We start from the raw sequence: 12,801 nt of genomic DNA, 5'->3' as shown, positions 1-12,801 counted from the left end.
CTCTCGGCCCAGCGACATCCTGAAACATCGCTTGTGCAAAACTGGCGTCCCCTAGGGGACTCGAACCCCTGTTACCGCCGTGAAAGGGCGGTGTCCTAGGCCACTAGACGAAGGGGACGAACCTTCTTACCTTCAAGACCCGGTTGCTGGACCCGGCCTTGCCCGACAGCCTTGGCTGCCAAGCGGAATTTGGTGGAGCTAAGCGGGATCGAACCGCTGACCTCCTGCATGCCATGCAGGCGCTCTCCCAGCTGAGCTATAGCCCCACAATGTCGCTTTGAACCGAAGCGCTGGCTGGGTGCCTGGCGTTTCGTTTTCGTTCATCGCTGTGGACGGGGCGCATATTAAGATCGGATTGCAGGGCTGTCAAACGAATTTTTCAAAATATTCAAAAAAATTTTCACAGATAACAATCACTTACTGCCCTGCCCTTACCAAAACTGAACAGTGGGCCATGTGGGAGCGGGTTTACCCGCGAATGCGCCGTTACACGCACCATCGTATTCGCGGGTGAACCCGCTCCCACAAGTTCGGCTTATAGCCCCAGGACCACTGTCAGGCGATCGAAGCCAGCAGCTTTTCCCACTCTTTGTTTTCTTTCTTCGACACACCACCCAGCAGGTCCAGGGCCTGGCGCAGGCGGTAGCGGGTCAGGTCCGGGCCAAGGATTTCCATCGCGTCCAGTACCGAAACCGAACTGGCCTGGCCGGTAATGGCGGCAAACATCAGCGGCATGGCGTCACGCAGCTTCAGTTCCAGCGCCTCGACTACCGCCTGGATGCAACCGGTGATGCGCTCCTTTTCCCACTGACGCAGGCTTTCGAGCTTCCAAAGGATCAACTGGATCACCTGGCGCACCTGGTCGGCCGACAGTTTCTTGCTTTCGAACAGCTTGGCATCCAGCTTCAGCGCGCCTTCGAAGAAGAACCCGCCCAGCGGAGCAACCTGGCTGAAGGTTTCCACCCGGCCCTGCACGTGTGGGGCAATCTTCATCATGTAGTCGCTGTTGAACGCCCACTTCTGCAGGCGCGCGGCGAACTCCTCGACCGGCAGTTCACGCAGCCACTGGCCGTTCAGCCAGGACAGCTTCTCGATGTCGAAGATCGGGCCGCCCAGCGAGATACGCGACAGGTCGAAGTGCTCGACCATCTCGGCCAGCGAGAACTTCTCGCGCTCGTCCGGCATCGACCAGCCCATGCGGCCCAGGTAGTTGAGCATCGCCTCGGGCATGAAGCCCATGCGCTCGTAGAACGTCACCGAGGTCGGGTTCTTGCGCTTGGACAGCTTGGACTTGTCCGGGTTACGCAGCAGCGGCATGTAGCACAGCTTGGGCTGCTCCCAGCCGAAGTATTCGTACAGCTTGATCAGCTTGGGTGCCGATGGCAGCCACTCTTCGCCGCGCAGCACGTGGGTGATACCCATCAGATGGTCGTCGACCACGTTGGCCAGGAAGTACGTCGGCAGGCCGTCGTTCTTCATCAGCACCTGCATGTCCATGCGGTCCCACGGGATCTCGACATCACCACGCAGCATGTCCGGCACCACGCACACGCCTTCGCTCGGCACTTTCATGCGGATCACGTGCGGCTCGCCAGCGTCCAGACGGCGCTGCACTTCCTCGGCGCTCAGCAGCAGTGCGCGGCCGTCGTAGCGCGGGGTTTCACCACGGGCTTGCTGTTCGGCGCGCATCTGCTCCAGCTCTTCGGCGGTGCAGAAGCAGTAGAAGGCATGGCCGGCGTCAACCAGTTCCTTGGCGTACCTGGCGTAGATTTCGCCACGTTCGCTCTGCCGGTACGGGCCGTGCGGGCCGCCGACGTCCGGGCCTTCGTTCCATTCGATGCCGAGCCAACGCAGGGCATCGAAGATCTGCTGTTCCGACTCGCGCGTGGAGCGCAGCTGGTCGGTGTCTTCGATGCGCAGGATGAACTCACCGCCGTGCTGCTTGGCAAAGCAGTAGTTGAACAGGGCGATGTAGGCGGTGCCGACATGGGGGTCGCCGGTAGGCGATGGCGCGATACGCGTGCGTACGGTGGTCATGGAGGGTCTCGAACGAAAGATGAAACAAAGGCGGGATGTTAGCAGGAGGCAGGCACCGGGCTCCAGCGATGGCGCGAACGTCACCTGTATCCAGATCATCCGTGCCAGGTGCCGAGCAACTCGCAGGTGGCGGAGCGGCTGGGTAATGACAATGCGGCGCTGGGCAAGTTGAGCGAGATTACTCACCAGCAGGCGCTGAGCATGGTGGCGGTGTTATTGACGCGGAAGTTGCCAGAGGGACTGAAAGCGGAAGAAGCACATTGAGGCCATTTCAGATTTTATGCGGTCCCTGTGGGAGCGGGCGCGCCCGCGAACACCGGCGCAGCCGGTGCCAGCCACCGCGTTGATTTCTTCGCGGGCACGCCCGCTCCCACAGGGCCCGCGTCAGCCTTCAGCTGGAAATCAACCGCTCGCGCAGCTGGGCAATTTCGTCGCGCAATTGCGCCGCGGCCTCGAACTCCAGGTCGCGGGCAAACTGCATCATCTTCTCTTCCAACTGCTTGATGCGCTTGGTGATTTCACCCGGCGTGCGCAGCTCGGCCTCGTAGCGGGCGCTCTCCTCCGCCGCCTTGGCCATGCCCTTGCGCTTCTTGCTGCGTGCGCCAGGCACAGTGGCGCCTTCCATGATGTCGGTGATGTCCTTGACCACGCCCTTGGGCACGATGCCATTGGCCTGGTTGAAGGCGATCTGCTTCTCGCGACGGCGCTCGGTCTCGTCGATGGCGCGCTGCATGGAACCGGTGATGTTGTCGGCATACAGGATGGCCCGGCCATTGAGGTTACGCGCCGCACGACCGATGGTCTGGATCAGCGAGCGCTCGGAGCGCAGGAAACCTTCCTTGTCGGCATCGAGGATCGCCACCAGCGACACCTCGGGCATGTCCAGGCCTTCACGTAGCAGGTTGATACCCACCAGCACGTCGAAAGTACCCAGGCGCAGGTCGCGGATGATCTCCACCCGCTCGACGGTGTCGATGTCCGAATGCAGGTAACGCACCCGCACGTCATGGTCGGCCAGGTAATCGGTCAGGTCCTCGGCCATGCGCTTGGTCAGCGTGGTCGCCAGCACCCGTTCGCCCTGCGCCACGCGCTTGCGGATTTCCGACAGCAGGTCATCCACCTGGGTAAGCGCCGGGCGCACCTCCACCTGTGGGTCGACCAGGCCGGTGGGGCGCACCACCTGCTCCACCACGCGCCCGGCGTGCTCAGCCTCATAGGGGCCCGGGGTGGCGGACACGAAGATGGTCTGCGGGCTGACATCTTCCCACTCGTCAAAACGCATCGGCCGGTTGTCCAGCGCCGAAGGCAGGCGGAAGCCGTATTCGACCAGGGTTTCCTTGCGCGAGCGGTCGCCCTTGTACATGGCGCCGACCTGCGGAACGCTGACGTGGGATTCATCGATCACCAGCAGCGCATCCGGCGGCAGGTAGTCGTACAGGGTGGGTGGCGGTGCCCCGGCCGGGCGCCCGGACAGGTAGCGCGAGTAGTTCTCGATGCCGTTGCAGTAACCCAGTTCCAGGATCATTTCCAGATCGAAGCGGGTGCGTTGCTCCAGGCGCTGGGCTTCGACCAGCTTGTTGGCCTTCTGCAGGTATTCCAGGCGGTCCTTGAGTTCCTCCTTGATGCCTTCCACCGCCTCCAGCAGGGTTTCCCGCGGGGTGACATAGTGGCTTTTGGGGTAGAAGGTGAAACGCGGCAGCTTGCGGAAGACCTCGCCGGTCAGCGGGTCGAAGGCAGCGATGTTCTCCACTTCGTCATCGAACAGTTCAATGCGGATGGCCTCAAGGTCCGATTCTGCCGGGAATATGTCGATCACATCGCCGCGCACGCGGAAGGTGGCGCGGGCGAAGTCCATCTCGTTGCGGGTGTATTGCAGGTCGGCCAGGCGGCGCAGTAGCGCACGCTGGTCGAGCTTGTCGCCGCGATCCACGTGCAGGACCATTTTCAGGTAGGTCTCCGGGCTACCCAGGCCGTAGATGCACGACACGGTGGTGACGATGATTGCGTCGCGCCGCTCCAGCAGCGCCTTGGTCGCCGACAGGCGCATCTGCTCGATGTGATCGTTGATCGACGCGTCCTTCTCGATAAAGGTGTCGGACGACGGTACGTAGGCTTCAGGCTGGTAGTAGTCGTAGTAGGAAACGAAGTACTCCACCGCATTGTTGGGGAAGAACGCCTTGAATTCGCCATACAGCTGCGCGGCCAGGGTCTTGTTCGGCGCCAGCACCAGGGTCGGGCGCTGCACCTGCTGGATGACGTTGGCGATGCTGAAGGTCTTGCCCGAGCCGGTCACTCCGAGCAGTGTCTGGTGCGACAGCCCCGCCTCGATGCCTTCGACCATCTGCCGGATGGCCTCGGGCTGGTCGCCGGCCGGCTGGAAACGGGTGACGAGCTGGAACTCGGACATGACGGACCTCGCGGTGCTGCAGTAACTGTAAATTTAGCCAGTAGTCTATACCCAAATGCGCCTGTCGGGGGGCGCTTTCAAGGCACAGCCGTGAGCGCTTGTTACGGTGGACCCGGCATTTAGACCAATGGTAGAAAAATATTTGCGCAAATGACCGGAAAAGGTGCGCCAGACTGTCGCGGTGACCGGTCGGTATCACTATACTGACTCCCCGTTTGTGCACCGCTTCAGTGCATTCGGGCTGGAGCGGGTACGTCCTATCACACTCCAATCAGAGCCAAAGTAACAATGAGCCTGTTTTCCGCTGTCGAGCTGGCACCCCGCGACCCTATCCTGGGCCTCAACGAAGCATTCAACGCCGACCCACGTACCGACAAGGTCAACCTGGGCGTGGGCGTGTACTGCAATGAGGAAGGCCGCATTCCGCTGCTGCGCGCCGTGATCGAAGCCGAGACCCAGCGTGCTGCCCAGCACGCCTCGCGCGGCTACTTGCCGATCGACGGCATCGCCACCTACGACCAGGCTGTGCAAAAGCTGCTGTTCGGTGCCGAGTCGCCGCTGCTGGCCGCTGGCCGCGTGGTTACCGTGCAGGCCGTCGGCGGTACCGGTGCGCTGAAGATTGGTGCCGACTTCCTCAAGCGTGTGTCGCCGAATGCCGTGGTTGCCATCAGCGACCCTAGCTGGGAAAACCACCGCGCGCTGTTCGAGTCGGCCGGCTTCCCGGTGCAGAACTACCGCTACTACGACGCGCCGACCAACGACGTCAACCGCGCCGGCATGCTCGAAGACCTGAACAACCTGCCGTCCGGCTCGATCGTGGTGCTGCACGCCTGCTGCCACAACCCGACCGGCGTCGACCTGAGCCTGGATGACTGGAAAAACGTCCTGGAAGTGGTCAAGGCCAAGGGCCATGTGCCGTTCCTCGACATGGCCTACCAGGGCTTCGGTGACGGTATCGCCGAAGACGCCTTCGCCGTGCGCCTGTTTGCCGAGTCGGGCCTGGAATTCTTCGTATCCAGCTCGTTCTCCAAGTCGTTCTCGCTGTACGGCGAACGCGTCGGTGCGCTGTCGATCGTCACCGCCTCCAAAGACGAGAGCACCCGTGTGCTGTCGCAGGTCAAGCGCGTGATCCGCACCACCTACTCCAACCCGCCGACCCACGGTGCAACCATCGTTGCCACCGTGCTGAACAGCGCCGAACTGCGCCAGATGTGGGAAAGCGAACTGGCCGAAATGCGCGAGCGCATCCACGGCATGCGCAAGCAGATGGTTTCGCTGCTGGCCGAATATGGCGCCAACCGCGACTTCAGCTTCGTTGGCCGCCAGGTCGGCATGTTCTCGTACTCGGGCCTGACCGTTGAGCAGGTCGCCCGCCTGAAGAACGACTTCGGCATCTATGCCCTGGACACCGGCCGCATCGCCGTTGCCGCGCTGAACCAGAGCAACATCCACGTGGTCACCAAGGCCATCGTCGAAGTACTGTAACTGCTTGATTTGTCAGGGGGTGGCTTGACTTCCCCCTGACAATCAGTAAGATACGCACAGATTCCGCGATAGCTCAGTCGGTAGAGCAAATGACTGTTAATCATTGGGTCCCTGGTTCGAGTCCAGGTCGCGGAGCCAAACATTGAAAAAGCCCCCGGGTGCGCAAGCAACCGGGGGCTTTTTCGTTATGTTCACAATCAGTTCTTCAGTGGCTCGGTCACGGGCTTGCCTTCCTCCACCAGGCTCCATACCAGCAGCTTGGCTGGCCGGGTCTGGCTGGCGTTGCGTGACACGCTGTGTACGGTGCCTGGCGCCTCGTACCAGTATTCGCCGGCCTTGTAGGTTTTCTCCGACTCGCCGTTGAGCTTCGATAGCACTGCCCCTTCCAGCACGTAGGCCATCACCGCGCCAGGATGTTGATGCGCGGGTGACGCCTGGCCGGGGGCGTAGCTGACGGTGAGCATCACGGCGTTCTTGCCGGGGGCGTTCGAGGGTTGTTGCTGCTGCAGGACCTTGACCTGGTCGGCAGCGTCGCCATGGGCCCAGACAGGGGATTGGGCGGCGAGCAGGGCAAAGAGGATGATGCTCAGGGGTTTCATGGTGGGCTTCTCCTGGATGGCAATTGCCTGCAGGTTAGGCCTGTGGGGCAGAGAGACAAATGGCCAATTCGGGGAAAAACCAAGAGGCCGATCGTTGCCTGTGCCCGCGAAGAGGCCGGCACAGGCAACAGGGAACTCAGCTGCTACGCCCGATCGGGTAAAACTCACCCTGGCTCCACACCCCAAGCCACTGCTCACCCTCGATCTCACGCGGCACCGCCAGTTCCACCAACTGGTAGAACACATTGCGATGAATCAGCGCTTCAAGGTTGCTGCGCATCAGCACATACGGCGATGGCTCCTGCGTCACCGGGTCGATCACCACGCGCAGGGGATTGGCCGGCCCGGCCTCGACCTGGTCCTCGACATTGCTGGTGAAGCGCAGCACCTGCTGCTCCCCCTCCCCCACCACGTCCAGCGCCACCGCTACGAACGGCGCATCATCAACGCGGATGCCCACCTTCTCCACCGGAGTAATCAGGAAGTAGTCATCGCCATCGCGGCGGATGATGGTGGAAAACAGCCGCACCATCGGCTTGCGGCCAATCGGCGTACCCAGGTAGTACCAGGTGCCATCACGGGCGATGCGCATATCGATGTCACCGCAGAAGTCCGGGTTCCACAGATGCACCGGCGGCAGGCCCTTGGCCTTGGGGATCTGCGCCAGAAGATCATTGGCCTTGCCGGAATCGCTCATCACGCTTGCCTCATTCACTCACACCCAGAAGGCTACGAGCGTACTCGCGCATCGGCGCGCCAAGCAAATCCTCCGGGGTGTTATCGTGGAACGTCAACAAACCGCCACGGCTCTTGATACGCGCTGTGTCGATCAGGTAGCGGGTGCTGGTTTCGATCAGCATCATCTGCACCACACCGGTGTCCCAGCCCAGGCGGTCGACCGCCTGTTCGTCATACCACTCGTCGCCATTGCCGATTCGGTCGTCGGTACGGGCAAAGCGGGTGTACAGCACGTAGTCGGCCCCCACCGAACGCGCCTGGGCGATGGCCTCTTCCAGACCCAGCGGGCCCTGGGCGCGACGCACCAGCGGGAAATACTCGACAAAACTCTTGAAGGCTTGCTCGGCCACCACGTTCTGCCGTGGCACCGGCCCCTTGCCCGGTGGCACGAACGCACCCTGGCCGATGAAGATGAACGAATCGGGCTGCAGGCGGATCGACAGGGTGCGACGGGTATCGCTGTGGTCCAGCAGACCGGCATCGCTCATGTGATAACGAACGCCCTCGCCCATGTCGCTGACATTCATGCAACCGCCCAGCGCCATCAGCGCCAGCAGCAAAACCAGGCTACGCATCTTTCCTCCAGTGGCCGGCGACGAAAAACCGGCGAATAGCCGGCGGATGCAGCTTTTGCGCCAGCTTCAGCCACCGATCACCTTCATCACCATCACACCACCGGAAAACGCCAGGTCCTGCTTGTCTGCCAAGGCCTTCACCAGCAAGCGCTGCAGGGCCGGTAGCGCCTGATGACGCGGCTTTTCCAGCAGGTCGCCGACGAAATGGCGATTGCCCGACGACAGGCAGCCATGCAGCCAGCCCGTGGAGGACAGGCGCAGCCGCGAGCAGGTGCGGCAGAACGGTACGCTTTCGTTGGCGATCACGCCGAAGTGGCCTTTGCCAGGGATCTGATAACGCAAGGCGGTGGCGTCCAGCGGCGCGTCGACCTGGGCATAGGCATGCTTGCCAGCGATCAGTGCGAGCAACTGGTCGAGGCCGACGAACTGTTGCAGGAAGGCGTTGTGGTCACGGGCCAGGTGGCCCATGCGCATGAGTTCGATGAAGCGCAGTTCGAAGCCGCGCTCAAGGCAGTAATCCAGCAGTGGCAGCACCTGCTCGAGGTTGTGCCCGCGCATCGGCACCATGTTCACCTTGATTTGCATGCCCAGGGCACTGGCCTGCTCCATACCCGCCAGCACACTGGCCAGATCGCCACCCCGGGCAATGCGGCGGAAGGCCTGCGGGTCGAGGGTATCGAGGGAAACGTTCAGCCGGCGGATACCGGCCGCCTGCAACTGGGGCAGCTTGCGCGCCAGCAGCTGGCCATTGGTGGTCAGCGAGATATCCTCAAGGTCGAGCTTGGCCACGGCAGCCAGGAAGGCATCCAGGCGCGGGCTGACCAATGGCTCACCGCCGGTGATGCGCAAGCGCTCGATGCCGGCGGCTTCGATCAGGTAGGCCACGCCACGGGCCAGGGCATCCGCCGGCAGCTCGTCCTGCGCTGCCACCAGGCGCTTGCCGTCTGGTACGCAGTAGGTGCAGGCATAATTACAGGCAGCCGTCAGGCTGACGCGCAGGTTGCGAAAACGCCTGCCTTGACGATCGACGATCATGAATGACTCCGGCATGGATGATGAGGGCTGGCAAAACCTGACTCATAAATCAGGTTTTTGCAAGCCCCTATCCTTTTTGCCGCTGTCGGTGTCGCCGTGCCGTCACGGGAGCAGGCTTGTCAGTCATGGGGCTGCTGCACAGCCCCAATAACGCTGACTGGCAGGCTTCAGGGAGAGCCTGCACTATCTCAGTTGGAAGGTTCGGGATCGCGCTTGCGCTTGTTGCCCATGCGCACGCCAATGTCCATCAGGAACTGGAAGAAGCCTTCCTGATCCTCCAGCACATTGCTCCAGAACGGCGAGTGGTACAGCGCCACGGCACCGTGCACCAGCGCCCAGGCGGCGCAATAGTGGAAGTACGGCGGCACGTCTTCGAGCTTGCCTTCGCTGATACGGCCCTTGATCAACTGGGTCAGGCGGTCGAAGTTGGAGGCACGAATGCTGTGCAACTGCTCGACCATTTCCGGCACCTGGTTGCCCTTGACCACCTTTTCTTCCAGGCGGTCGAACAGCCGGTAACGCTGCGGGTCGCGCATGCGGAACTCGAAGTAGGCTCGCGACAGGGCTTCCTTGTCGCGGTCGACGTCGGCCGAATGCAACAGCGCGTTCAGGTCACGCTCGTAGTCGAGCATCAGGCGCAGGTAGATCTCCGCCTTGGACTTGAAGTGCTTGTAGATCGTGCCTTTGCCGATGCCCACGGCGTCAGCGATCATCTCGACGGTGACGCTGTCTTCACCCTGTTCGAGAAACAGCTTGAGCGCGGTGTCGAGGATTTCCTGTTCGCGGCGGCGAAACTCACGGACCTTACGAGGTTCTTTCTGCATAGGAAGGACTGGATGACAATCGAAGCGGTTTATTATGCCTAACTTGCGGGAAATTGCACGGATCATCCACGCATGTCTGTGTTTCACGATGCATACGGCCATGCGCTGCGGGAGGAATGAAACGTCGGCGTATTCCAAATCTGTTTAAAAAACGACCAATATGCACTGGCACTGCGCCAAACCTGACCAATACTTGAAGTGTTGGCGCGGCGCATCCCCCCCAAGTGGCGCGCCGATAAAGGTGCTCAGGGACCGCGTACCTTTGTTTTACTCCTAATGGTCTTAACCCGGATTCCCCCCCCAGAACCCGGGTTTTTTTTGGGTGTTTCGAGGAGGATTGCAGGCGGGCTACCAGGTGCCTGCCTCAAGTTTTGCAGCGCCTGTGAAATCGAGCGCCGCCCGCGCGGCGCATCGCGAGCGAAGCTCGCTCCTACATCTGTTTCGGGCCAGCATCGCCTGTGCCAGCGCGCGCGACCGCCTTGTTTGTACGACGCGATATCGAGCCATGCGCCAAGGCGTTCGCGCGCAAATCCCACAGGAATAATTGGCCCGAAAAAATGTAGGAGCGAGCTTCGCTCGCGATGCGCCGCGCGGGCGGCGCTCGATCTCACAGGCGCTAAAACTGCTATGGCGAGCCCCAGGTGGCCCTCACGCAATACCAACCCTGCGAATCAGCCCACCCGCGCCAACGGGAACAAGCGCTTGAAATTCGCCGTTGTCTGCTCAGCCAACTGCTCATAACTGGCCCCGCGCAACGAAGCGACGTACTCCGCCACCTCACGCACGTACTGTGGCAAATTCGGCTTGCCCCGGTGCGGAATCGGCGCCAGATACGGCGAATCCGTCTCCACCAGCAACCGATCTACCGGTACCTGCCGCGCCACTTCACGCAGGGCATCGGCATTGCGGAAGGTAACGATGCCAGACAACGAAATGTAATACCCCAGGTCAAGCGCCGCCTTGGCCATGTCCCAGTCTTCGGTGAAGCAGTGCAGCACGCCAGCCTGCGGCAGGTTGGCCTCGCGCAGCAGCGCCAAGGTATCGGCACGCGCCGCACGGGTGTGCACGATCACAGGCTTGCCGGTCTGTCGCGAGGCCTCCAGATGCAGGCGGAACGACGCCTGCTGCAGCTCTGCAGCCTCCGGCTCGTAGTGGTAATCCAGCCCGGTTTCACCAATGGCCACCACATGTGGGTGAGCCAGTTCGCGCAGCAGCCATTCCAGCGCCGGCGTTTCGCCCGGCGCCAGGTCCAGCGGGTGTACGCCCACCGAGCAATCGACATCGGCGTACCGCTCGCTCAGCGCCTTCACCGCGCCAGCATTCTCGGCACTGACGCCAATACACAGAAAATGCCCGACCCCGCGCTCACGCGCCGCCTGCAGGGCAGCATCAAGGGAGCCCTGATGGGCGCTCAGGTCAAGACGGTCGAGGTGGCAATGGGAATCTACGAGCATGGGATAACAACACACATGAAAAATGGGAAATCAGCGGGCGCCCGGCAGTTGCAGCCAATGGGCCAGCAACGATTCAAGCAACAACGCACGGTTGAGGTTGGCCTTGCCCAGCACCTTCTGGCGCTGTTCCAGTATCCACGCCTGCACCTCCAGCACCTTGGCCTGGCGGCTCTTCTGCGCCAGGTACTGCACCACCTTGCGCATATCGGCCAAGCCTAGCCCCTCCTCGTCCTGGGTCAATTGGTAGCGCAGGATCAGGTGCGCCCAATCGCAGAACCAGTCGAACAGCAGCAACAGCGGCACACCGCTCCAGGCATCGGCGAGCTGGCTGGGCGATTGCTGCTGCTTGAGCAGCTTCTTCACCCCGTCGGTGACCAGCGCGCGCTGCTCGCGCACGCCTTGCGCCTGCAGGCTGACGGCCATCAGCGGCGAACCGGCCGCCAGGGTCAGCAACTCGTCGCGCTCGGCCTCGTCACTGTCGGGCAGCGCGCCGGCCAGCCAGGCCTGGCTCTGGGCCAGGCTGGGCTGCGGGCAGGCCACCTGCTGGCAACGGCTCTTGATGGTCGGCAACAGGCGGCTGGGCTGGTGGGTGACCAGCAGCAACACGGTATCGCCAGAGGGCTCCTCGAGGCTCTTGAGCAGGGCGTTGGAGGCGTTGACGTTCATCGCCTCCACCGGCTCGATCAGCACCACCTTGCGCCCACCCAGCTGCGCAGTCTGCACCACGAAGGCCACCAGCTCGCGCACCTGGTCGACCTTGATCGGCTTGTCGGCTTCTTCGGGCTCGAGGACAAAGTTGTCCGGGTGGCTGCCGGCCTTGAGCAGCAAGCAGGACTTGCACTCGCCACAGGCCTCCAGGCCTTGTGGGTGCTGGCACAGCAGGCGGGCCATCAGGCGCTCGGCCAGGGCGCGCTTGCCAATCCCCTGCGACCCATGCAGCAGGTAGGCGTGAGCGTGCTGGCTACGGCCGGCCAGTTGCTGCCAGAGGGCCTCCTGCCAAGGATAGGCCTCAGCCACGGCAACGCTCCACGATGCCTGGCAGCAGCGCATCGATGGCACGCTGCACGGCTTCCAGAGGCTGGGCGGCATCGAGCAGGCTATAGCGCTGCGGTTCCCGCCCGGCGCGTTGCAGGTAGGCCTGGCGCACCGCTTCGAAGAACCCCTGGCCTTCCTGCTCGAAACGGTCCAGGCGGCCACGGGCGGCGGCACGGGCCAGGCCCACCTCGACCGGCAGGTCGAAGACCAGGGTCAGGTCCGGGCGCAGGTCGCCCTGGACGAATTGCTCCAGAGTAGCGATACGCTCCACTGGCAAACCGCGCCCGCCTCCCTGATAGGCGTATGTGGCATCGGTAAATCTGTCACACAAAACGACAGCCCCACGGGCCAGCGCCGGACGAATCACCTGGGCCAGGTGCTGTGCACGCGCAGCAAACACCAGCAGCAACTCGGTGTCGGCCGCCATGCTTTCGTCGCTGGGCGCCAACAGCAGCTCACGCACCTTTTCGGCCAGCGGCGTACCGCCGGGTTCACGGGTGAGCACCACGTCCAGCCCCTGCTCACGCAGGCGTGCAGCCAGGTAGTCGCGGTTGGTGCTCTTGCCCGCGCCTTCGGGGCCTTCCAAAGTAATAAACAAGCCGCTCACGGGCA

General features: G+C 62.5%; 11 protein-coding genes, 3 tRNA genes and 1 pseudogene. 3 read left to right on the top strand and 12 right to left on the bottom strand.

Translation table 11 applies throughout. The features are described from left to right. Nucleotides 1–42 precede the first annotated feature (42 nt). The 3 genes from ACIQYU_RS04735 to gltX all read right to left on the bottom strand — a co-directional run bounded on the left by ACIQYU_RS04735 (nt 43) and on the right by gltX (nt 2,037). A tRNA-Glu gene (locus tag ACIQYU_RS04735) sits at nt 43–118 on the bottom strand. Nucleotides 119–190: 72 nt separating this feature from the next. Further along, nucleotides 191–266, bottom strand: a tRNA-Ala gene (locus ACIQYU_RS04730). Between the two features lie 289 nt (nt 267–555). Further along, the gene (gene gltX / locus ACIQYU_RS04725) at nt 556–2,037 is read right to left on the bottom strand and encodes a glutamate--tRNA ligase (RefSeq protein WP_025338230.1); all 1,482 of its coding nucleotides are present in this window, start codon (nt 2,035–2,037) and stop codon (nt 556–558) included. A gap of 108 nt (nt 2,038–2,145) precedes the next feature. Here gltX and ACIQYU_RS04720 point away from each other — a divergent pair. Further along, nucleotides 2,146–2,301 (top strand): annotated as a pseudogene (locus tag ACIQYU_RS04720) (EmrB/QacA family drug resistance transporter); the annotation flags it as partial. 127 nt (nt 2,302–2,428) lie between these two features. Here the strand turns inward: ACIQYU_RS04720 and uvrB are convergent. After that, on the bottom strand, nt 2,429–4,444 hold the full coding sequence (gene uvrB, locus ACIQYU_RS04715) for an excinuclease ABC subunit UvrB (RefSeq protein ID WP_207832186.1): 2,016 nt from the start codon (nt 4,442–4,444) through the stop codon (nt 2,429–2,431). A gap of 288 nt (nt 4,445–4,732) precedes the next feature. Between uvrB and ACIQYU_RS04710 the strand changes: the two genes are divergently transcribed. Together ACIQYU_RS04710 and ACIQYU_RS04705 are read left to right on the top strand one after the other, a co-directional pair. Next, the gene (locus ACIQYU_RS04710) at nt 4,733–5,929 is read left to right on the top strand and encodes an amino acid aminotransferase (RefSeq protein WP_207832188.1); all 1,197 of its coding nucleotides are present in this window, start codon (nt 4,733–4,735) and stop codon (nt 5,927–5,929) included. Between the two features lie 62 nt (nt 5,930–5,991). Beyond that, nucleotides 5,992–6,067, top strand: a tRNA-Asn gene (locus tag ACIQYU_RS04705). A gap of 59 nt (nt 6,068–6,126) precedes the next feature. Here the strand turns inward: ACIQYU_RS04705 and ACIQYU_RS04700 are convergent. The 8 genes from ACIQYU_RS04700 to tmk all read right to left on the bottom strand — a co-directional run bounded on the left by ACIQYU_RS04700 (nt 6,127) and on the right by tmk (nt 12,796). After that, nucleotides 6,127–6,528 (bottom strand): cupin domain-containing protein, encoded by a 402-nt coding sequence (locus ACIQYU_RS04700; RefSeq protein WP_207832190.1) that lies wholly within the window; start codon nt 6,526–6,528, stop codon nt 6,127–6,129. A 136-nt stretch (nt 6,529–6,664) separates the two neighbouring features. After that, complete coding sequence (locus ACIQYU_RS04695) at nt 6,665–7,225, bottom strand: DUF1285 domain-containing protein (protein WP_207832192.1); 561 nt, start codon at nt 7,223–7,225, stop codon at nt 6,665–6,667. A 10-nt stretch (nt 7,226–7,235) separates the two neighbouring features. Beyond that, a complete protein-coding gene (locus tag ACIQYU_RS04690; protein ID WP_063911729.1) occupies nt 7,236–7,841 on the bottom strand; it encodes a DUF4823 domain-containing protein in 606 nt (201 codons plus the stop codon). A gap of 66 nt (nt 7,842–7,907) precedes the next feature. Then, complete coding sequence (locus ACIQYU_RS04685; protein WP_207832194.1) at nt 7,908–8,876, bottom strand: GTP 3',8-cyclase MoaA; 969 nt, start codon at nt 8,874–8,876, stop codon at nt 7,908–7,910. Between the two features lie 188 nt (nt 8,877–9,064). Beyond that, a complete protein-coding gene (locus ACIQYU_RS04680; RefSeq protein WP_003260720.1) occupies nt 9,065–9,700 on the bottom strand; it encodes a TetR/AcrR family transcriptional regulator in 636 nt (211 codons plus the stop codon). Between the two features lie 671 nt (nt 9,701–10,371). Next, a complete protein-coding gene (locus ACIQYU_RS04675; RefSeq protein ID WP_207832196.1) occupies nt 10,372–11,154 on the bottom strand; it encodes a TatD family hydrolase in 783 nt (260 codons plus the stop codon). Between the two features lie 30 nt (nt 11,155–11,184). Then, entirely contained in the window at nt 11,185–12,171 is a 987-nt protein-coding gene (locus ACIQYU_RS04670) for a DNA polymerase III subunit delta' (protein ID WP_207832198.1), read from the bottom strand. Continuing rightward, entirely contained in the window at nt 12,164–12,796 is a 633-nt protein-coding gene (gene tmk / locus ACIQYU_RS04665; protein WP_063911726.1) for a dTMP kinase, read from the bottom strand. Before tmk ends, ACIQYU_RS04670 begins: the two co-directional genes overlap by 8 nt. Nucleotides 12,797–12,801 lie beyond the last annotated feature (5 nt).

The organism is Pseudomonas sp. NPDC096925, from assembly GCF_044762545.1.
Lineage (GTDB): Bacteria > Pseudomonadota > Gammaproteobacteria > Pseudomonadales > Pseudomonadaceae > Aquipseudomonas.
Note: the sequence above shows the minus strand (reverse complement) of the source record. Positions and strands in the feature narration are given on the sequence as shown.

Bases quoted from the DNA above. Each gene is read 5' to 3' on its own strand.
- ACIQYU_RS04675 (WP_207832196.1), bottom strand. From the start codon at position 11,154: ATGCTCGTAGATTCCCATTGCCACCTCGACCGTCTTGACCTGAGCGCC.
- ACIQYU_RS04685 (WP_207832194.1), bottom strand. From the start codon at position 8,876: ATGATCGTCGATCGTCAAGGCAGGCGTTTTCGCAACCTGCGCGTCAGC.
- ACIQYU_RS04695 (WP_207832192.1), bottom strand. From the start codon at position 7,225: ATGAGCGATTCCGGCAAGGCCAATGATCTTCTGGCGCAGATCCCCAAG.
- gltX (WP_025338230.1), bottom strand. From the start codon at position 2,037: ATGACCACCGTACGCACGCGTATCGCGCCATCGCCTACCGGCGACCCC.
- ACIQYU_RS04680 (WP_003260720.1), bottom strand. From the start codon at position 9,700: ATGCAGAAAGAACCTCGTAAGGTCCGTGAGTTTCGCCGCCGCGAACAG.
- ACIQYU_RS04690 (WP_063911729.1), bottom strand. From the start codon at position 7,841: ATGCGTAGCCTGGTTTTGCTGCTGGCGCTGATGGCGCTGGGCGGTTGC.
- ACIQYU_RS04700 (WP_207832190.1), bottom strand. From the start codon at position 6,528: ATGAAACCCCTGAGCATCATCCTCTTTGCCCTGCTCGCCGCCCAATCC.
- ACIQYU_RS04710 (WP_207832188.1), top strand. From the start codon at position 4,733: ATGAGCCTGTTTTCCGCTGTCGAGCTGGCACCCCGCGACCCTATCCTG.
- uvrB (WP_207832186.1), bottom strand. From the start codon at position 4,444: ATGTCCGAGTTCCAGCTCGTCACCCGTTTCCAGCCGGCCGGCGACCAG.